Source organism: Halomonas sp. MMH1-48 (assembly GCF_022348105.1).
GTDB lineage: Bacteria > Pseudomonadota > Gammaproteobacteria > Pseudomonadales > Halomonadaceae > Vreelandella > Vreelandella piezotolerans.
Genome location: NZ_JAKRFL010000001.1, coordinates 304995 through 324040, shown reverse-complemented (window position 1 = coordinate 324040; position 19046 = coordinate 304995). Strand labels below are relative to the sequence as shown.

The 19046-nt window shown below is 57.7% G+C and carries 19 protein-coding genes; 16 read left to right on the top strand and 3 right to left on the bottom strand.

From position 1 onward, the window contains the following. Positions 1-12: 12 nt before the first annotated feature. The 10 genes from nrdE to MHM37_RS01485 all read left to right on the top strand — a co-directional run bounded on the left by nrdE (position 13) and on the right by MHM37_RS01485 (position 9792). The gene (nrdE, locus tag MHM37_RS01530) at positions 13-2118 is read left to right on the top strand and encodes a class 1b ribonucleoside-diphosphate reductase subunit alpha (RefSeq protein ID WP_139527724.1); all 2106 of its coding nucleotides are present in this window, start codon (positions 13-15) and stop codon (positions 2116-2118) included. 41 nt (positions 2119-2159) lie between these two features. Then, entirely contained in the window at positions 2160-3131 is a 972-nt protein-coding gene (gene nrdF / locus MHM37_RS01525; protein ID WP_139527267.1) for a class 1b ribonucleoside-diphosphate reductase subunit beta, read from the top strand. 43 nt (positions 3132-3174) lie between these two features. Further along, positions 3175-3582 (top strand): NUDIX domain-containing protein, encoded by a 408-nt coding sequence (locus tag MHM37_RS01520; RefSeq protein WP_239295644.1) that lies wholly within the window; start codon positions 3175-3177, stop codon positions 3580-3582. A 205-nt stretch (positions 3583-3787) separates the two neighbouring features. Then, positions 3788-4567, top strand: coding sequence for a DUF3450 domain-containing protein (locus tag MHM37_RS01515; protein ID WP_239295645.1), 780 nt, complete (start codon positions 3788-3790; stop codon positions 4565-4567). Beyond that, positions 4564-5925 (top strand): MotA/TolQ/ExbB proton channel family protein, encoded by a 1362-nt coding sequence (locus tag MHM37_RS01510; RefSeq protein ID WP_239295646.1) that lies wholly within the window; start codon positions 4564-4566, stop codon positions 5923-5925. The genes MHM37_RS01515 and MHM37_RS01510 overlap by 4 nt, the downstream gene beginning before the upstream one ends. Position 5926: 1 nt before the next feature. Further along, the gene (locus MHM37_RS01505; RefSeq protein WP_139527270.1) at positions 5927-6469 is read left to right on the top strand and encodes a MotA/TolQ/ExbB proton channel family protein; all 543 of its coding nucleotides are present in this window, start codon (positions 5927-5929) and stop codon (positions 6467-6469) included. Further along, positions 6462-6869: a biopolymer transporter ExbD gene (locus MHM37_RS01500; RefSeq protein WP_139527271.1), complete on the top strand. Its 408-nt coding sequence runs from the start codon at positions 6462-6464 to the stop codon at positions 6867-6869. Before MHM37_RS01505 ends, MHM37_RS01500 begins: the two co-directional genes overlap by 8 nt. After that, the gene (locus tag MHM37_RS01495) at positions 6866-7612 is read left to right on the top strand and encodes an energy transducer TonB (protein ID WP_139527272.1); all 747 of its coding nucleotides are present in this window, start codon (positions 6866-6868) and stop codon (positions 7610-7612) included. The genes MHM37_RS01500 and MHM37_RS01495 overlap by 4 nt, the downstream gene beginning before the upstream one ends. Before the next feature lie 46 nt (positions 7613-7658). After that, on the top strand, positions 7659-8777 hold the full coding sequence (locus tag MHM37_RS01490; RefSeq protein ID WP_219861069.1) for a hypothetical protein: 1119 nt from the start codon (positions 7659-7661) through the stop codon (positions 8775-8777). Between the two features lie 103 nt (positions 8778-8880). Then, positions 8881-9792 carry a hypothetical protein gene (locus MHM37_RS01485; protein WP_239295647.1) on the top strand — a complete coding sequence of 304 codons (912 nt, stop codon included), beginning with the start codon at positions 8881-8883 and terminating at the stop codon, positions 9790-9792. A gap of 37 nt (positions 9793-9829) precedes the next feature. Here MHM37_RS01485 and xthA read toward each other — a convergent pair whose 3' ends face one another. Together xthA and MHM37_RS01475 are read right to left on the bottom strand one after the other, a co-directional pair. Further along, complete coding sequence (xthA, locus tag MHM37_RS01480; RefSeq protein ID WP_239295770.1) at positions 9830-10657, bottom strand: exodeoxyribonuclease III; 828 nt, start codon at positions 10655-10657, stop codon at positions 9830-9832. Next, entirely contained in the window at positions 10657-10905 is a 249-nt protein-coding gene (locus MHM37_RS01475) for a hypothetical protein (protein ID WP_153843672.1), read from the bottom strand. Before MHM37_RS01475 ends, xthA begins: the two co-directional genes overlap by 1 nt. A gap of 145 nt (positions 10906-11050) precedes the next feature. Here MHM37_RS01475 and rhlB point away from each other — a divergent pair, with 145 nt between their 5' ends. After that, the gene (gene rhlB, locus MHM37_RS01470; protein ID WP_219861067.1) at positions 11051-12325 is read left to right on the top strand and encodes an ATP-dependent RNA helicase RhlB; all 1275 of its coding nucleotides are present in this window, start codon (positions 11051-11053) and stop codon (positions 12323-12325) included. Positions 12326-12330: 5 nt separating this feature from the next. Then, a complete protein-coding gene (gene dinG, locus MHM37_RS01465) occupies positions 12331-14460 on the top strand; it encodes an ATP-dependent DNA helicase DinG (protein ID WP_239295648.1) in 2130 nt (709 codons plus the stop codon). A 75-nt stretch (positions 14461-14535) separates the two neighbouring features. Here dinG and MHM37_RS01460 read toward each other — a convergent pair whose 3' ends face one another. After that, on the bottom strand, positions 14536-15615 hold the full coding sequence (locus tag MHM37_RS01460) for a 3-deoxy-7-phosphoheptulonate synthase (protein WP_219861065.1): 1080 nt from the start codon (positions 15613-15615) through the stop codon (positions 14536-14538). Positions 15616-15967: 352 nt separating this feature from the next. Here MHM37_RS01460 and rpoE point away from each other — a divergent pair, with 352 nt between their 5' ends. From rpoE to MHM37_RS01440, 4 genes are all read left to right on the top strand, one after another. Further along, positions 15968-16567 (top strand): RNA polymerase sigma factor RpoE, encoded by a 600-nt coding sequence (gene rpoE / locus MHM37_RS01455; RefSeq protein ID WP_139527280.1) that lies wholly within the window; start codon positions 15968-15970, stop codon positions 16565-16567. Positions 16568-16808: 241 nt separating this feature from the next. Beyond that, on the top strand, positions 16809-17543 hold the full coding sequence (locus MHM37_RS01450; protein WP_219861064.1) for a sigma-E factor negative regulatory protein: 735 nt from the start codon (positions 16809-16811) through the stop codon (positions 17541-17543). Between the two features lie 51 nt (positions 17544-17594). Further along, the gene (locus tag MHM37_RS01445; RefSeq protein ID WP_239295649.1) at positions 17595-18551 is read left to right on the top strand and encodes a MucB/RseB C-terminal domain-containing protein; all 957 of its coding nucleotides are present in this window, start codon (positions 17595-17597) and stop codon (positions 18549-18551) included. Continuing rightward, positions 18548-19006 (top strand): SoxR reducing system RseC family protein, encoded by a 459-nt coding sequence (locus MHM37_RS01440; RefSeq protein ID WP_239295650.1) that lies wholly within the window; start codon positions 18548-18550, stop codon positions 19004-19006. The genes MHM37_RS01445 and MHM37_RS01440 overlap by 4 nt, the downstream gene beginning before the upstream one ends. Positions 19007-19046 lie beyond the last annotated feature (40 nt).

The window sequence follows — 19046 nt, the reverse complement described above, 5'->3', positions numbered from 1 at the left end:
GAGGCGCGCACGCTGGATTACCATGCGCTGAATGCGATGTTGAACCTGTACGGTGCCAACGGCGAGCTGCAGTTGGACAAGGATCGCGAAGCGGCGCGTCAGTACTTCCTTCAGCATGTCAATCAGAACACGGTGTTCTTCCACTCTTTAGAAGAGAAGTTGGATTATCTGGTGGAAGAGCAGTACTACGAAGCCGACGTGCTGGCGCAGTACAGCTTCGCGTTCGTCAAAGCGCTGTTCGAGCAAGCGTATGCGTATAAATTCCGCTTCCCGAGCTTCCTGGGTGCGTTCAAGTACTACACCAGCTACACGCTCAAAACCTTCGACGGCAAGCGCTACCTCGAGCGGTATGAAGACCGCGTCTGCATGGTGGCGCTGACCTTGGCTCGCGGCGACGAAGCGCTGGCCAAGTCGCTAGTCGACGAGATCATTAGCGGTCGTTTCCAGCCCGCGACCCCCACCTTTCTGAACTGCGGTAAGCGTCAGCGGGGCGAGCTGGTCTCTTGCTTCTTGCTGCGCATCGAAGACAACATGGAGTCCATCGGGCGCTCCATCAACTCTGCGCTGCAGCTCTCCAAGCGTGGCGGCGGCGTGGCTTTCCTGCTCAGCAACATTCGCGAATCCGGCGCGCCGATCAAGCGTATCGAGAATCAGTCATCGGGCATCATCCCGATCATGAAATTGCTCGAAGACGCCTTCTCTTACGCTAACCAGCTGGGCGCTCGTCAGGGGGCCGGGGCGGTCTATCTGAACGCTCACCACCCGGATATTTTGCGCTTTCTGGACACCAAGCGTGAAAACGCGGACGAGAAAATCCGTATCAAAACGCTATCACTGGGCGTGACTATTCCTGACATCACCTTCGAGCTGGCCAAGCGCAACGACGATATGTACCTCTTCTCGCCTTACGACGTCGAGCGCGTCTACGGCGTACCGTTTGGCGATATCAGCGTGACCGAGAAGTACCATGAAATGGTGGCTGATGCGCGCATTCGTAAACATAAGATCAATGCGCGCGCCTTCTTCCAAACCCTGGCTGAACTGCAGTTCGAGTCTGGTTACCCGTACATCATGTTCGAAGATACGGTCAACCGCGCCAACCCGATTGCGGGTCGTATCAACATGAGTAATCTCTGCTCTGAGATTCTGCAGGTCAATACGCCCACCGAGTACGATGACGATCTCGGCTACCGTCAGGTAGGGCAGGATATCTCCTGTAACCTCGGGTCGATGAACATAGCCAAGGTGATGGATTCTGGCGATATCGGGACCAGTGTCGAGATCGCCATTCGTGGCCTCACCGCCGTGTCTGAAATGAGCAACTTGCGTAGCGTTCCCTCTATCGCTGAAGGTAATGCCAAATCTCGCGCCATCGGCCTTGGTCAGATGAACCTGCATGGTTTCCTGGCCCGCGAGCATATCTACTACGGTTCAGAAGAGGGGTTGGATTTCACCAACCTGTACTTCTATAGCGTGGCGTTCCATGCGCTTCGCGCGTCGAATCGACTGGCCATCGAGCATGGCGAGACCTTTGCTGGTTTTGAAGACTCCACCTATGCGTCGGGTACCTTCTTCGACAAGTACACCGATCAGGCGTGGCTCCCGCGTACCGAGAAAGTGCGTCATCTCTTCGAGCGCAGCGGCATTGCACTGCCTACGCAAGACGACTGGCAGTCGCTCAAAGCCTCGGTGATGGCGCACGGCCTGTACAACCGTAACCTGCAAGCGGTACCGCCGACCGGTTCTATCTCTTACATCAATCACTCCACGTCGAGCATTCATCCGGTGGCGGCGAAGATTGAAATTCGCAAAGAGGGCAAATTGGGTCGCGTTTACTACCCGGCACCTTTCTTGAACGAAGAGAACTTCGACTACTTCCAGGATGCCTACGAAATCGGCCCTGAAAAAATCATCGATACTTACGCAGAAGCGTCCAAGCACGTGGACCAAGGCCTCTCGTTGACACTGTTCTTCCCGGATACGGCCACCACGCGGGATATCAACAAGGCGCAAATTTACGCTTGGCGTAAAGGCATCAAGACGCTTTATTACATCCGTCTACGTCAAAGTGCTTTAGAAGGCACCGAGGTGGAAGGCTGCGTCTCCTGCACGCTTTGAACGGGTAACGCTTTTAAGATGATGTTTGTGAGAGAACGCTGATGACCATGATGCAACGTTTGTCGCGAGTGAATGCGATCAACTGGAACCGCCTTCAGGATGATAAAGACCTTGAGGTGTGGAACCGTCTGACCAGTAACTTCTGGTTGCCGGAAAAAGTGCCCCTCTCCAACGACATTCAGTCTTGGAATACGCTGACGCAGCAGGAGAAGCAGCTGACCATTCGCGTATTTACCGGTCTGACGCTGTTGGATACCATTCAAAGCAGCGTGGGCGCGCCCGTGTTGATGGAAGACGCACGCACCCCTCATGAAGAAGCGGTATATACCAATATCGCTTTCATGGAGTCGGTGCATGCACGCTCCTACAGTTCGATTTTCTCGACGCTGTGTGCCACGCGGGATGTGGACGATGCCTTCCGCTGGAGCGAGGAGAATCCGACGCTGCAGATGAAGTCAGAGCTGATTTTGAATCGCTATCGCTCCGACGATCCACTCATGCGTAAGGTGGCGAGTGTTTTCCTGGAATCGTTCCTGTTTTACTCAGGCTTCTACCTGCCGATGTATTGGTCCAGTCACGCCAAACTGACCAATACCGCTGACCTGATTCGTTTGATCATTCGTGATGAGGCGGTACACGGCTATTACGTGGGCTACAAATTCCAGCAGGCGTTGGCAGAAGAGACGCCCGAGCGGCAGCAGGAAGTGAAAGACTACGCCTACGAGCTACTGCTAGAGCTTTACGACAACGAAGTTCGCTACACGGAATCGCTGTACGATGACGTGGGTCTAACGGAAGACGTGAAGAAATTTCTTCACTACAACGCTAACAAAGCCTTGATGAACCTGGGTTTTGAGCCGCTATTCCCCAGTAGCGTGACGGACGTAGACCCAACGATCATGGCCGCGCTGTCGCCCAGCGCGGACGAGAACCACGACTTCTTCTCAGGGTCGGGATCCTCTTATGTCATTGGTAAAGCCGTCGCCACCGAGGACGACGACTGGGCGTTTTGATAGTGCTGCCAATGGGTGGGGGCGTCAGTTATCTGGTGGATGAATGATGCAAACAAGTAACGCGAATGTATTGAAAATAGCAGCCGCCGTAGTGAGCGATTCAACAGGTCGATTGCTATTGGTGCGTAAACGCAATACATCTTTTTTCATGCAGCCAGGCGGCAAGATCGATGCAGGAGAAACTGCCCTAGAGGCTCTTTGTCGTGAACTCAATGAGGAGTTGGGGCTGATAGTGAATAGTGACCGTCTCTCTCCACTCGGATTGTACTCAGCGCCCGCTGCCAATGAGCCAAGTGTGATGTTGGACGCATATCTCTTTAGCCTTGTGCTTGATGAGCGTGTCACGGCGGCAGCTGAAATAGCTGAAGCAAAATGGGTGACTCGGGAAGAAGCATGGCAGCTCCCTTTGGCGCCACTCACTAAAGAGCATATCGTAGCAAATCACCATTAATTTCAATTAGTCATCAAGGCGCCGGTAGGCGCCTTTTTTGTGTGCAGAAAATACGCTGGTGACTGAATGTTAATGATAAATATTGTCATTAATTCTATTAGTGGTACGCTATGCACTGCACGCGTTAAACGCAAATCGTTCTTATACCTAATGAGTTTTAGCACGCCGATCGTGATGGCGCGCTGAGCAGTGACGGAGACATAACGTGCGGAACAGGCCTTTCTTTGCCTTGCGTGGATGCTGTCTAGCGGGCGTGCTAGCCAGCGGTGCGCTCATGGCAAGTGATGAGACGGTGGATCAAGCGGCCCAAAGTGTCGAGGCCCAGCAAGCCCAGTCTGAGCTGCAGCAGCAAATCGATAGGGCGGATGAAGCCACGCGATCCGCCATTGAAGAACTTCGCCGCCTGGAGCGGGAAACCCGCCAGATGGAAGCCGCCAACGCCACGCTCAGCAGCCGCTTGGCCAGTGAGGCCGAACGCCAGCAACGTTTGAATCAAGCGCTGGATACCTTGAGCGATACGCGCGCAGCGCTGCCCATGGTCGAACAGGATATGACCGAACAGCTCACTCGATGGATCGAGTCAGATCTTCCCTTCTTGACCGATGAGCGCCTCGCCCGGGTGGCGTCTGCGGGTAGCCCTGAGGCGAGTAGTGCCGAACGCATTGCAAGCCTGATCGAAGCTTGGCGTGCAGAACTCGCTTATGGACGCGAGGTTGATAGCTGGCGTGGCCGCTTGGAGATAGAGGGCGCTTCCCCCAGGGAGGTGGAATACTTGCGGATTGGCCGTATTGGCTTTTATTACTTGACACCGGATGGCCGAGAGGGCGGTGTCTGGGATAAAGAAGAGAGAACTTGGCTCGCGTTAGACGAGCCCGCTCGTCGCCAGGTACGTAATGGACTGCGGATTGCGGCCGACCAGCGTACCCCAGAACTTCTAAAGCTCCCGCTCTCGATCACGGCTAATGACCAAGGAGGGCAGCCATGAGTCTGTTTTCTCGCTCCAAGGCTAGGCTTTGCCTCACCCTATTGGTCGGCGTGTTGACCAGCAGCGTTGGCATGGCCCAAAGCGACGATGTCAGCTCGTTAAGAGAGGCCCGCGGGGCTGCCCAGGCGCGTGACCAGGTGCGTCTTCAATCTTTCTTGGATGATCAAGACGCGCTAGAAGCCGCTTTGCAAGAGGCGCGTGATGCCCACTCGGCTGCCGAGGAGCAGCAGGCTGCGCTCGAAGCGCAACAGGATGAGCAAAACGAGCAGGCGCAGGCACTTGCTCAGCGCCAGGCGGAACAAGGCGAGGCGTTAACGGCGCTACTGGCGGAGCTAACGCGTCATAGCGAAGAGGTTCGCAACGAGCTAGGCGGCGATAGCTGGCTAACGCTTGAGGCCGATGCTTTGCCACCGCGTTTGAACGATGTCGACGTGCTCGAACGGCAAAACATTGAGGCCGTCGTTGATCGTCTAGCGGCTCTCACCATGGATACGGGCCGTGCCGAGCGCTTGGCGTTACCGGTAGCAGATGCCAGCGGTGACATAGCGTCGCGCAGCGTCGTGCGACTGGGTGATTTCGCTGCGTTCACCGAGTCTGCGCTGCTTCGACAAGGGCAAGATGAGGAAGGTGGCCTCGCCGAGGTGCCACGCACCCCCGCCGATATCCGCGATCTATTAGCGGCTTATCACAGCGGCGAGAGCCGCGAATTCGCTATCGACCCTACCCAGGGCAGCGTGCTCGAAGCGCTGGCCCAGCAGCCCACGCTATGGGAGCGCTTTCAGCAGGGCGGGTACGTCGGTTACGTGGTCGTGGTGCTAGGGGGCATCGGCCTGCTAGTCGCCTTGGCACAGTATCTGTATCTGTTGGTGGTCAGCGCCCGCGTGCGTCGCCAGCGTCAAGCGCTGCATCAGCCCAGCGCGGACAACCCTTTGGGGCGTGTTCTGCAGCGCTTTAAAGAAATGGACAAACATCAAGCGCCGGAAGCGCTCGAAGCAAGGCTGGATGAGGCGGTACTCGCCGAGCTACCTAAAATCGAACGTGGTCAACCCATCGTCAAGCTGCTGGCCGCCATTGCGCCGCTGATGGGTCTGCTGGGTACCGTGACAGGCATGATCGTGACCTTCCAGGCCATCACGGTCTTTGGCACGGGGGACCCCCAGCTCATGGCAGGGGGGATCAGTCAGGCGCTGGTCACTACCGTGTTGGGTCTCGTCACGGCAGTGCCGCTGCTGTTTGCCCAAACGGCGCTGTCTAGCCGCAGTCGCTTCATTGTTCAGGTGATCGAAGGCGAAGCAAGCGCCACGCTGGCAGACCATCTGGAAGCGCAGTCCGCTGGCCATGCGCACGCGGTGACTTAGTATGCCTACGCTACCCCTATGGCTTTCGCCCGTCGAGCGGTTGCTCGATGCAGGTGGTGCCGTCATCGTGGTGCTGGCGCTGGTGGCCGTGGCGGTGTTCGCCATGGCGATCGAGCGGTGGTGGTACTACCGCTTCAGCTGGCGGCAATCGCGACATGAGCTGGTGCGTCGCTGGACGGCCCGTAACGACCATCGCAGTTGGAGCGCGCGCACGCTACGCCATGTGTGGAGTGCTGCACTGGTGGCCAAGCTGCGTCGGCCGTTGCCTTGGATCAAGCTGCTCGTGGCGCTTTGCCCGCTGCTCGGGTTATTGGGAACGGTCACGGGCATGATTACCGTTTTCGATAGCCTTTCGATGAGTGATACCCACCAAGCCCGAGCCATGGCCGATGGGGTTGCCCGGGCTACGTTGCCCACGCTGACGGGCATGGCCATTGCGGTGGTGGGTATGTTGTTTATTAGCCGTTTAGAGCACGTTATTCGTCGCGAAGACCAGCGTCTGCATGACCGTTTAGCGCGTGCCTTGGAGGAGAGTGATGCGTAGACGCCGTTCCATAGAGGCTGCTGACGATAGCAATGAGGTAAACCTGACGCCGATGTTGGACGTGGTGTTCATCATGCTGATCTTCTTTATCGTCACGACCAGCTTTATCAAGGAGAGCGGGGTGGACATCGATCGCCCTGAGGCCTCAGCGGCCACTCCGCGTCCCGATGCGCAAGTGTTGATTGCCGTCACGCCGGAAGGAGCCGTATGGGTCGATGGCCAGCCAGTGGACGTTCACCGTGTGGGCCAGCAGGTGGCTGGAATGCTGAGCGGTGAGGGCTCCGTGGTCATTCAGGCCGACCGGGCGTCGACGACCGGCGTTCTGATCGAGGTCATGGACCGCCTTCAGCAGGCGGGCGTCGAGCAGGTTGCCGTGGCAGCGAGCCGGAGTGCGCCATGATGCGCCATGTGTTGTCGATGCTAGGTGGTATCGCTCTGGCCGTTGGACTTCTCTGGATGCTGGCGCTGCTGGTCGCTCCCCCCGAGCAGCAGGTGGATGAGCCCATCATGTCGATGTCGATGACCATGGTGGAGGCACCGGAGGTGGCGCCGGAGCAGGAGACATCGCCCCCTGTACCTACTCAAGCCGCTTCAGCGCCACCGCCCATGCCCGTGCCATCACCAGCGCCGGTCGCCACGAGCGCGATTGCGCTACCAGATGTAGAGCTACCCGACGCGCCGGTAGAGCCCGTCGAGTTGGAAAGCGAGCTGCCGGAGCTGACCGAGGTGCGCCCTGAGCCTACGCCGCAGCCCCAGCCCCAGCCAGCACCTGAGCCCGCCCCCGAACCTTCAGAAACGGCGGCCCCCTCTCCTGAGCCTGCCACCGCGCAGCGGGAAGCGGCACCAGCCGCAGAGCCCGCGCCCTCGAATGAGCCCGTGAGTGTCGGTCAAGTGGCGCCCACGAATCGCGTCAACCCGTCTTATCCTCCACGTGCTCAACGCCGAGGTTTGGAAGGGTTTGTGGAGGTGGAATTTGTCATTCAGCGTAATGGAAGGGTAGATGGAGGCTCCATTCGGGTAACCAATGCACAGCCTCGCCGGGTATTCGAAGACGCCGCTCGTGAGGCAATTGCGCGCTGGCAGTTCGAGCCCAGCCAGCAGCTGCGGCGCGCCACCCAGCGTATCGAGTTCCAGTTAAGGTAGCGGTGACATGTCTCGTATAGAAAATACGCCAAACAGGCCCGTCGTTATGGTTGACCACAAACGCGCGTTAACACAATGGATAGGTATCGTGTTGCTAAGCGCGTTGAGCGTCACCGCAACGGCCAATGAGCCGCTACCGGGCGATATGATTCAGGACCTGAACCGGCTCCAGAGTCAGTTGGCCAGCCAGACAAGCGGCTCAGCCGATCCTGACGTGCTGAACAGTATCATCGCTCATGCGCGCGCTCAGTCCGAGCGACTCGCAGGTGGTAACCGTGCAGATCAATGGGCGAGTGCGCTGTATCATCAGCTAACCGCCAGCGCACTGGTGCGTCAGGGGGACCCCCTGGCTGCTGCCGACGAGCTTGCCAGTGCCCGTCAGCGGCCAAGCGTCCCCGATAGTCAAGTGCGTCGCTGGTTACGTGACGAAGCGTCGCTGCGCCGTGCCGCAGGAGAACGGGGTCAGGCTATCACACTGTACGAGCAGTGGCTGAATGAGTCGTCGGGCAGTGATCGCTACGCGGAAACGGCTTGGCAGCTCGTACGCCTGTTGGCGGAAGAGGAGCGCTGGCAAGAGGCGATGGAGTGGCTGGCGCCGCTGCTTGAACAAGGGGAGTTGACGGCTGATCAGCAAACGCTCACCCATGTCGTGCTTCGAAACACAGGGGATAACGCACAGGCACTTAGCTGGCTGCTGAATGGGTTGAGTGCTGAGAGTGACGCCGAGGCGTGGCGTCAGGCTGCCGGTCTTGCCCAGCAGGCCGGCCAACTGGGCGTGGCCGCCGCCGTTTGGGAGGCAGCCTGGCAATTGGGTAAGTTTTCTACGCCTGAGGAACGCCGCACCCTGATCGAGCTGCATATGGCCGGGGGGACGCCTGCGCGCGCTGCCGAGCACTTAGAAGCGGCGCTAGAGGCGGATTCGCTTCCCCGTGATGAAGACACGCTTCGCCTGCGCGCCACGGCTTGGCAGCAGGCCAAGGATGTCGATAAAGCGCTAGCGGCGTGGCGCGAACTGGCCGCGCTGACCCAGACAGCGGAGGATTGGCGACGTTACGGCCAGTTAGCTTATGGGTGGGGTGAAGACGCACAGGCCGAAGCGGCCCTGACCCAGGCGGCCGATCTAGGCGATGACCAAGCAGAGCAGTGGTTGGCTTATTTCGATTGATGGCTGCTTCAAGCGAATGTGATATAAACATCGGGCTGCCTGTAGGGGCTGTCCGGTTGCCTTGCTCGTCGAGGCCTCTCTTCCATCGATACATTAGACTGCCATGAATAAAACAACGTATTTACCCGCCGTACTGCTGGTTGCGGGTACGCTCGCTGGCTCGGCGGCTCACGCTCAAGAGCGGAACCTCACCCTGTCGCCTGGCTTCATGCCCGACCCCATGCAGCGCAGCTATGTATCAGGCGGTGGTCAAGACGCCAGCGGTATCTTTGGCACCGACATGCGTGGCGTAGGCTGTTCAGGCAGCATTTCACAAACGCCGGATCACATCATGACGCTGAACGACCGGTTCGATTTTTTGCAGATATGGAACCAGTCGGGAGCCGATACCACCTTGGTCATCGACGGCCCCGGGCGCTTTCTACTTTGTGACGACGACGGGGGAGAGGGTCTCAGTGAGCGCATCGAGCACAGCGACTGGGTGCCGGGTGAGTACCGTATTTATGTCGGTAGCTATGGCGGCGGAGTTCATAACTATGACCTGTTCGTCAGCGAGCTGCCTGGCAGTCGCCTCGAGGGAGCGAGCGGGGGCTATGCCGATACTAGTGAAGATCGCCATCTAGCGATTTCACCCGGTTTCTCTCCCGATCCCTGGCGGGTCAGTTTCGTGTCTGGCGGCGCGCAGGAGGCCGCGAGCCAGTTTGGAACGGACATGCGCGGCAACCGCTGCCAAGGTAGCGTCGCCACCACGCCCGATCATCAAATGACGCTCAACGAGTCCTTCTCTTATCTGCAGCTTTGGACACTCGCCGATGGCGATACCACGCTGATCGTCGATGGCCCTGGCAAGTTCCTGCTGTGCGATGACGACGGCGGAATGGGCCTCAACGAGCACATCGAATACACGAATTGGCCCGCTGGTGACTACCAGATTTACGTAGGCAGCTACAGCGACGATTATTTGAACTACCAGCTCAGTATTTCCGAACTGGCGTCAGAGGGCCCCAGCCGCTAACTAAGCCGCGCCGGAAAGTCTGTCCGGCGCCACCTCATCACGCGCTTAGGGTGAGCGTAAAATCGCTCCAGGTGGGAGCGTGGTCGGACGGGCGCTCCATGGCGCGTAGCGGGTAATCGATACCTGCATCGGTCACGCACTCGGCCAGCGGCTTCGAGACCAGGATGTAGTCGATGCGCAGCCCTCGTTTGGGGTCGCGATCAAAGCCCTTGGAGCGGTAGTCGAACCAGCTAAACCACTCATCGTTGTCTGGATGGCACAGCCGATAGCTGTCGCTCAGCCCCCACGCTTTGATGCCTTCCAGCCACTCACGCTCGATGGGCTGAAAACTGGTTTTGCCTTCTCGAAGCCAACGTTTGCGGTTGGCTTCACCAATGCCGATGTCTTGGTCCTCAGGCGAGATATTGAAATCGCCCATGACCGCCAAGCGCTCGTTGGGAGCATGCTGGGTATTAAGCAGGTTGGCGAGCTGTCGATAAAAGCGCGCCTTGTGCGGAAACTTGGTAGGGTGATCGATACTTTCGCCTTGAGGGAAGTAGCCATTCCATACCGTGACGGGTTTGCCGTCTTCCACGAGCAATTTGACGCCAATCATGCGCCGCTGGGCATCGTCGTCGTCATCGGGAAAGCCGTAATACACCGCTTGCGGCCGTTGACGGCATAAAAGTGCAACGCCGTAATGCCCTTTTTGGCCATAGTAAAAAACGTGATAGCCCATGGCTTCGACGTCAGCCGTGGGAAATTCACTGTCTTGCACTTTGGTTTCTTGAAGGCCGATGACATCGGGCTGATGGGTGTCGATCAGCGCTTGAAGCTGGTGCAGTCGTGCACGAATTCCGTTGATGTTGAACGAAACCAAACGCATCAAGACGGCTCTCCTGGTGAGTTGTCGCCCGCTTTGTCAGGATGGATGGCGATCGTTTGGCCACTTTGCTGGCGCGCCAGCTTGCGCACCGCCTGAAGCTTGCGCTGCTGCTGCTTTTTGGCGACGAAGCGGCGCGACGAGGTCACCTGATCAGGATTCTCATGGCGCCACTTTTTATAATCTTTGCGGCGACCAGTGCGGATCGTTACTTTATCCGCCAATGAACGAGTCTTTTTCTTACGCGTCATGTCGCGCTCCCTGGGTTAATGTAGGCCTTATTCTAACAGGCTAGTGTGCTCGTTCGACAGCAGGGCGCGCTCTTATCGCCAACCCCTGGTACAATGCGCACTTCGTGATGCCTAACATCCACAGCAATGGACAGATACACAGCCTATGAGCGAGTCGGAACAGACCACAGCATCGGCCCAGAACCGCAAGCCAAAACGTCGTCGTCGTAAACCGCGTCGTCGTCAGTCGAACTGGGATCTTCGTCAGTTTCAGGTGCCCGCCGTTGCCGGCAAGTGGCGCTTCCATGACTTTGATCTGCCGCTGCCTTTGATGCGTGCGATTCACGCCCAAGGGTTCGAGTACTGCACGCCTATCCAAGCGGAAGCACTGCGCCATACGCTGTTGGGAGGCGACATCGTCGGTAAAGCGCAGACGGGAACCGGTAAAACCGCTGCCTTTTTGATCTCCGTGTTGGCCTATTTTCTCGAAGAGCCCACACCGGAGGGCCAAAAGCCGGGGGCTCCCCGCGCGCTGATCATCGCGCCGACCCGTGAGCTGGCGCTGCAAATCGAGAAAGACGCCAAGGCGCTTGCGCGCTTTACTCAGCTTAATGTCGCCAGTGTCGTCGGCGGCATGGATTATCAAAAACAGCGCGATAGCCTGAGCAAGAAGATCGATATCCTGGTCGCCACGCCTGGGCGCCTGCTTGATTTTCATCAGAAGCGTGATATCGACCTCTCTGAAACCGAAGTGCTGGTGCTCGACGAAGCAGATCGTATGCTCTCCATGGGGTTCATCCCCGACGTGAAGCGGATCATTCGCTACACGCCAAAAAAAGAGGAGCGCCAGACGTTCCTGTTCTCGGCCACCTTCACCGACGATATTCTCAATCTGGCGAGTCAGTGGACGCTCGATCCGGCGCATGTCGAAATCGAAGTGACCGTTGAAAATCAGGCGGATATCGATCAGCGGGTCTATCTCGTCTCCGATGACGACAAGCAACGCCTGCTGGTCAAGCTACTGGAGCAGGAGAGCTTCGAGCGCGTTATGGTGTTCGGAAACCGCCGCGATCTCGTGCGTAAGTTGGATGACCTGCTGAAAAAAGCCGGTGTCAGTGCGGCCATGCTATCGGGTGATGTGCCGCAGAATCAGCGCATCAAGACGCTGGAAAGCTTCCGCGAAGGGGACGTGCAGGTGCTGGTGGCCACCGACGTGGCCGGCCGCGGAATTCATATCGAAGACGTGAGCCACGTGATCAACTATACCTTGCCAGAAGACCCGGAAGATTACGTTCATCGTATCGGACGTACCGGCCGTGCCGGGGCGAAAGGGGTGTCGATCAGCTTCGTCGGCGAAGAGGACGCTTTCTCGTTGCCTGAAATCGAGCGCTATATCAACGGTAAGTTGCCCTGCGAACACCCGCCGGAAGGCATGCTGTAACTCGGATGTTGAATGACGCGCTAAAAAACGATATCCAGCAGGCTTACCGTAACGTGGTGGAGAAGCTCGAACTCACACCGCGTTACGGGCAGCGCTTGATGATCGCCGAAATCGCCCGAACCTTGGGCGACATCGAGTGCGATAGCGAGGGAAAGCGCGTTAGCGATAGCCACGTCTGCGTGCTGGAGGCCGGTACTGGCACGGGCAAAACACTGGCGTATCTCATTGCGGGGCTGCCCATCGCCAAGGCGCAGGGTAAGCGCTTGATCGTGTCCACGGCCACCGTGGCGCTTCAAGAGCAGGTACTCAACCAGGACTTGCCCTCACTGGCGAGCCATAGCGGGGTTGCCTTTCGCTACGCGTTAGCCAAAGGGCGTGGCCGTTACGTTTGCGTAGCGCGGTTGGATCAAGCGCTAGAAGGAAGTGAGCCCAACCCAACGCTTTCGCTATTCGAGCAGTCGTTGCAAGCCGATAGCAGCGACTTCAACGTGCTGGCCACCGATATGGCCGACGCTTACGGCAAGGGCGACTGGGAGGGCGACCGCGATACCTGGCCGGTGTCGATCGATGACTCGCACTGGCGACAGCTTACGGTCGACCATCGCCAGTGCACCGGTCGCCGGTGCGGCCATTTCGGTGCTTGTGCCTTTTTCCGCTCGCGACGAGAGCTGGAAAATGCCGACGTGATCGTTGCCAATCACGACCTCGTGCTGGCGGATCTAGCCCTGGGGGGCGGTGCGATTTTGCCGGACCCCGCCGACTGCATTTTTGTCTTCGACGAAGGTCACCACCTGCCGGACAAAGCGCTATCGCACTTTGCTCACCGTTTTGCCGTGCATGGTTGTCTACGCTGGATGAAAACATTGAAAACCAGTCTGACGGACTTGCACCAGGGGCTGGCGGTTCAGCCTACCATCGCTCGGCTATTGGCAGGGTTGCCCGAATTGCTGCATGGCTTGGAGCCCGCGCTGGGCGATGTGTTTAGCATGGGGCATCAGCTTGCCGGGCGAGAAAACGGCCTTGCCGATGAAGAAGCCAGCCACCAGCAGCGTTTCGAGAAAGGCCAAGTGCCTGAGGCGCTGCGCGAACAGGCACAACAACTACTGGTCATGTTTGCCACGCTGTCGAGGAGCTTGGAGAGCATTAGCGATATCTTACGGGAAAGCCTCGATCCCGATAAGCAAACCGGCCTGGATCGGGAGCAGGCGGAAGCTTGGCTGCCGCTGATGGCGCTGCTGCATGGCCGCGCGCTGGAGGCCCACGCGCTTTGGCAGGCGTTCAGCGAGCAGGATGCTCCCAATGCGCCACCCAGTGCGCGCTGGTTAACGCTGAGCCGTGTGGCAGGGGAGCCGGAAATCGAGTTTTCGGCGAGTCCCGTCTCCGCCGCACATACCCTCGCCAAGCATTTGTGGGGCCGCTGCCACGGGGCCGTGGTGACCTCCGCCACGTTAACGGCGCTGGGCCGCTTCGAGCGGTTGCAAGAGCGCGCCGGATTGGCAAACCGATACCGTTATCAGGCCCTGCCCAGCCCGTTTGACTATGCCAACGCCGTCTTACGAGTGCCCGCCGAGGCGACGGACCCTAGCGACCGGGAAGCGCATGAGCGTGCGATCGTGAGCTTTGTGTCACAGCTCGGCGAGGAGGAGGCGACGCTGGTGCTTTTTTCTTCTCGTGCCCAGCTGCGCGCGGTCGAAAAAGCGCTGCCTGCCGCGGCAAAAGAGCGCATCTTGGCCCAAGACGCACTGCCCAAACGAGAACTCATCGAGCGACACAGAGCAGCGGTGGATGGTGGCAAGGGGAGCGTGATTTTTGGCTTGGCGAGTTTTGCGGAGGGGATCGATTTGCCGGGGGATTACCTTACCCATGTCGTGATTACCCGGCTGCCGTTTGCCGTGCCCGATGACCCCGTAGGTGCAACGCTGGCCGAGTGGATCGAGAGTCAAGGCGGTAACCCCTTCATGCGCATCAGTGTGCCGGATGCCTCGATCAAGCTCGTGCAGGCCTGCGGTCGCTTGATCCGAAAAGAGAGTGATCGCGGAGTGATTACGCTGTTGGATCGCCGAGTGATCACACGGCGCTACGGTCAGGCGTTGTTAGATGCGCTGCCGCCTTTCAAGCGTGACATCCAAGCCTAGGGATTAGGCAACGTTAAATAGCGACAACCAAAATGCCCCGCCGTGCGGCAGGGCATTGTAGAGGGCGAGGCCGCGTTATTGAGCGGTGGCGCGCTTGGCCAGTACCGGGGCGAGTTTCTCGTTCATGCGCGTGAACGTCTCGACGGTCGTGTCCCAGTCGATGCAAGCGTCGGTGATTGAGACGCCGTACTGCAGTTGGTTCAAGTCTGCCGGTACTTTTTGGTTTCCCCAGCCAATGTTCGATTCCACCATCAAACCAATGATTGAGGTGTTGCCTTCTAAAATCTGATTGGTGACGTTTTCCAGCACCAGCGGCTGCAGGGCAGCGTCCTTGTTCGAGTTGGCGTGGGAACAGTCGATCATGATATTGGCTGAGAGGCCGGATTTTTTCAGCTCTTTCTCTGCCAGGGCGACGCTGACGCTATCATAGTTAGGCTTTCCGTTACCGCCGCGCAGCACCACATGGCCATAGCCATTGCCGCGGGTACGGATGATGGCCACTTGTCCCGCTTGGTTGATGCCCAAGAAGTTATGCGGATTTGCCACGGACTGCAGTGCATTGATCGCCACGTCCAGGCTTCCATCGGTACCGTTTTTGAACCCAACGGGACAAGAGAGGCCGGAAGCCATCTCGCGGTGCGTTTGGGACTCGGTCGTGCGCGCGCCAATCGCTGACCAGCTGATGCAGTCTTGCAGGTACTGAGGGGAGATCGGATCGAGCGCCTCGGTGGCCAACGGCAGGCCCATTTCCGCTAGGTCGACTAGCAGTTTGCGGGCAATGTGCAGGCCTTCGTCGATTTCGAAAGAGTCGTTCAGGTGAGGGTCGTTGATCAACCCTTTCCAGCCTACGGTCGTCCTCGGCTTTTCGAAATAGACGCGCATCACGATATATAGGCTATCGCTGACTTGTTCCGCTAGCGTGCGCAAACGGCGTGCATAATCCAGCGCGGCCTCGACATCGTGAATGGAGCAAGGGCCCACGACGACGAGCAAACGTGGGTCTTTACCATCCAGGATGTTTTGAATGGTCCGACGGCCCTCGATCACCGAGCGTTCGGCGCTTTCCGTGAGCGGGATGGTATTTTTCAATGCTTCGGGGGTGGTAAGAACATCCTGAGCGAGGACGTTGAGGTTACTAACCTGTTGATCTGACATCTTGCTACCTGTGCGTGCGCGATGGACGAAACGTGGTCACTACTATGGCGCGTCAGGGTGGTAAAAATCAATTGTTACGGAACTTTGCATTAAGGAAAAATGTCAGCCTCAGGGTTTCGAGAAAGGGGGTAAGCGCTTGATGCGCTGCTAAGAACGCGTAACACTAGACGGCATTGTCGCAAGCTGCCTTGCGCGCCACCACCGGCGGTAGGCCGAGATTGCTTGCTGATGTCCTCCATGAAAATTAATAGATGCCCAAGGGACGCTATGCTGCTTGCTGTGAAGGCCCGATTACTAGGGCGACAACGAAACAACGCTCGGCATCAAACGTGCGAGCCAAAGGAGCGTGTGAATGGGCACTCGTGAAACGGATCAACAGTTGGTTGAACGTGCTCAAAAAGGTGACACACGCGCTTTTGATCTACTGGTAAAGAAGTACCAGCATAAGATTATTGGGTTGATCGGGCGCTACGTGCATGACCACGCAGAAGTGCAGGACGTTGCGCAGGAAGCTTTCATTAAAGCCTATCGAGCACTGGGTAAGTTTCGAGCGGAAAGCGCGTTCTATACCTGGATGTATCGTATTGCCATCAACACGGCTAAAAACCATTTAGTGTCACGCGGTCGCAGACCGCCCGGTAGCGATTTAGATATCGTCGATGCTGAAATCGTCGATCAAAGCGGTCGTTTGGCGGATTCCGAATCACCTGAGGCATCCATTGCCCGCGACCAACTGGAAGCCGCCGTCTTCGAAGCGATCGAAAAGCTGCCAGATGATCTGCGCACGGCCATCACACTGCGCGAGCTGGACGGTTTGGCCTATGAAGACATCGCTCAAGTCATGCAGTGCCCGGTAGGCACCGTGCGTTCGCGTATCTTTCGTGCCAGGGAGGCAGTGGATGAGCACATTCGTCCGCTGGTCAGCACCGCACGTAACAGCCGAGATGAGTGATGTATGCCAGGTTGTTCATGTAGGTGGCGGTCACAAATACTTACGTTTTTGTATTTTTAGTGAACTGTCTCGCAAGTGAAGCGTCATAGAGGCTGTCTAGCATGTTCGAGTTGAACCGTTGACTGTCATGCATGAGCGATAAATGAGTCATTAGGTCTTGGCCTGCGAGGTTTTGCGGCTAAAACACGCATGAGCCGTGTGGTCGCTGAACTTCTCCTAACACAGTGTGAGGGTGTGAAGTATGAGTCAAAACACACGGGAATCACTTTCAGCATTGATGGACAACGAAAGTGATGAGCTTGAATTGCGCCGAGTGTTGAAATCACTGCCTGACGATGCCGATGCGGCAGAGACGTGGCGTCGCTACCACCTAGCGCGCAGCATGATGCAGCGGGAGCGCAGCGTGGATGTCAGCGTTGATCTCTCTGCTGGTATCATGGCGCGCCTCGAAGACGAGCCCGTGCCGTCCGTCGAGAGTGACGTTACGACTGTACCTGCCCGCACGGGAGGCATCTCCTTTGCCCGCGGCGCCGGGGTGGCGGCTGCCGTATCGCTCATGGTGATTACCGGCGTACAGTTCTTCAACGGTAACGGCTCCACCGGTACCGCCCAGCCAACAGGCAACACGGTGGCGTCGCAGTCTAACCCTGGGACGCAAGTGCAGCCAGTGAGTTTGAGTGCGGCTCAGCCTGCATCGATGGTTGCGTCAGACATGCCCATGTTCGAGCCAACCCCATTCCGGATTAGCGGACAATCGGGTAGCAGTGGTTTGATGAATATCAGTGAGACGGGGTTTTCAACGCCCGTGGCACCCCAGGGCATGATGGCGCAACAAGCAACGACCATCGATGTGGATCAACTTCGTATGCTGCAATCCTATCTCGAGCAGCATGCTCAAGGCGCTGCGATTGGTGGTGGCGATAGCTGGACGCCGCTGATGCGTTCATCAGTGACCGAGCCGTTAGGCCAGCGATAAATCGATAGCTAAGGTTGACCTTAATCGTTCTAAAGAGGCTGTTTGATCGGTATGGCGACTGCTAAGAAAAGCGTTTGGGGAGTGGCGCTGGCGCTCGGTATGGCTGGCGCTGGCCTTATCCCGACTCTGGCCCTCGCCGATGCGCAGCCGCCCATCGTTTGTTCGGCGCTTGACGACGAATCATCCCCTGACACCGCTTTGGCATGGTTAGCGCGCAGTATGGTGGCAGGGCACTGTTACGATTTTCAGGCCCGAGCCGTGACCATCGATGCGATAGGTGTCAGAACGTTGGCGCTCTCTCATCGTATTCGAGATGGCGTGCGCCAGCAGGTCGTTCAGCACTTGGATGGACCGTCCGTGAGTGTCGAGAGACGTTCCATCGCAGGCTACATGGCACGCTTTACCCCAAACGAGGGCAAAGATCCAAGCGCCTCTCAAGCTTGGGCTCAGCACATCGCTTCTTATTACGATGTCTCTTTGCAAGAAAACACCCGTGTGGCGGGGCGTGACGCAGTTGCACTTCGTTTTGTGCCACAAGACCAGCAGCGCTACCAGCATGCATGGTGGGTCGATAAATCAACGGGACTGCTACTCAAGCATGTCTTGAGCGACCATCAAGATCGCGTGTTAGAAACCTTCCAGATTACCCAACTGCAATCTCCTGTGCTTTATGAGGGGCACGTTGCCAGCGACGTGACCACCGAACGGTCTTCTTTCTCATGGCGGGTAGACTGGTTGCCTGAAGGGTTTATTGCTCAGCCACAAGAGCCGGGTCAGTCAGCAGAGAATCAGCAGGTTTTTAGTGATGGTCTAGCGGCGGTGAGCCTCTTCGTCACTCCGGTCGAGCAACCCATGCTCGAAGAGGGCGTGCATCGATTAGGCGTATCGACTGCCGCCATTTCGATGCTGTCAGAGGGCGAGCAGCGCTGGCAACTGATTGGTATCGGTGAGCTTCCGCCGGCTACCTTGGAGCGTGTCGTGCAATCTGTGCGTATCGAGTCTCGATGATGACTATGTCGGACGCTGGATGTGGAGCGCTACTCAGAGTAGGTAAAGTGGCTGGTTACACCGATACCGGACTGATCGTTGATGTCTCGCTGAGCGGTGCTTGCCAGCGCTGTGAGGAGGGACGTGGTTGCGGGATGGGACTCTTGGCGCGTCGCCAGCAGCAGCGAATTATCGTTTTTGCTTCTGCCCCTCGCCCCTCACTTCCGGCGGCTTATCCTCTGAACAGTGACGTCACTATTGCGCTACCCAAGCGTCAGATGAACTATCTAACGTTTCTGATTTATGTCATTCCTTTGCTGTTAGCGTTATTGGTGGCAGGCGCTGCTTCGCTACTTGATGCGCGCGAATGGTTGAGCGTAGCGCTCTTCTTTAGCGCCTTGATGTGCAGCGTACTGGCCCTTAAATATCTACTGCGCGAGCGGATGGAACGCTTCCGTCCACGCTTGGTCAGTTAGTTGTTCCGTAGCTCGCTAAGAGTTGCACTCCCTTCGTTTC

Coding starts and splice junctions, on each gene's coding strand:
- nrdF (WP_139527267.1), top strand. CDS start 2,160: ATGACCATGATGCAACGTTTGTCGCGAGTGAATGCGATCAACTGGAAC.
- MHM37_RS01520 (WP_239295644.1), top strand. CDS start 3,175: ATGATGCAAACAAGTAACGCGAATGTATTGAAAATAGCAGCCGCCGTA.
- MHM37_RS01510 (WP_239295646.1), top strand. CDS start 4,564: ATGAGTCTGTTTTCTCGCTCCAAGGCTAGGCTTTGCCTCACCCTATTG.
- MHM37_RS01505 (WP_139527270.1), top strand. CDS start 5,927: ATGCCTACGCTACCCCTATGGCTTTCGCCCGTCGAGCGGTTGCTCGAT.
- MHM37_RS01500 (WP_139527271.1), top strand. CDS start 6,462: ATGCGTAGACGCCGTTCCATAGAGGCTGCTGACGATAGCAATGAGGTA.
- MHM37_RS01495 (WP_139527272.1), top strand. CDS start 6,866: ATGATGCGCCATGTGTTGTCGATGCTAGGTGGTATCGCTCTGGCCGTT.
- MHM37_RS01490 (WP_219861069.1), top strand. CDS start 7,659: ATGGTTGACCACAAACGCGCGTTAACACAATGGATAGGTATCGTGTTG.
- MHM37_RS01485 (WP_239295647.1), top strand. CDS start 8,881: ATGAATAAAACAACGTATTTACCCGCCGTACTGCTGGTTGCGGGTACG.
- xthA (WP_239295770.1), bottom strand. CDS start 10,657: ATGCGTTTGGTTTCGTTCAACATCAACGGAATTCGTGCACGACTGCAC.
- MHM37_RS01475 (WP_153843672.1), bottom strand. CDS start 10,905: ATGACGCGTAAGAAAAAGACTCGTTCATTGGCGGATAAAGTAACGATC.
- rhlB (WP_219861067.1), top strand. CDS start 11,051: ATGAGCGAGTCGGAACAGACCACAGCATCGGCCCAGAACCGCAAGCCA.
- dinG (WP_239295648.1), top strand. CDS start 12,331: ATGTTGAATGACGCGCTAAAAAACGATATCCAGCAGGCTTACCGTAAC.
- MHM37_RS01460 (WP_219861065.1), bottom strand. CDS start 15,615: ATGTCAGATCAACAGGTTAGTAACCTCAACGTCCTCGCTCAGGATGTT.
- rpoE (WP_139527280.1), top strand. CDS start 15,968: ATGGGCACTCGTGAAACGGATCAACAGTTGGTTGAACGTGCTCAAAAA.
- MHM37_RS01450 (WP_219861064.1), top strand. CDS start 16,809: ATGAGTCAAAACACACGGGAATCACTTTCAGCATTGATGGACAACGAA.
- MHM37_RS01445 (WP_239295649.1), top strand. CDS start 17,595: ATGGCGACTGCTAAGAAAAGCGTTTGGGGAGTGGCGCTGGCGCTCGGT.
- MHM37_RS01440 (WP_239295650.1), top strand. CDS start 18,548: ATGATGACTATGTCGGACGCTGGATGTGGAGCGCTACTCAGAGTAGGT.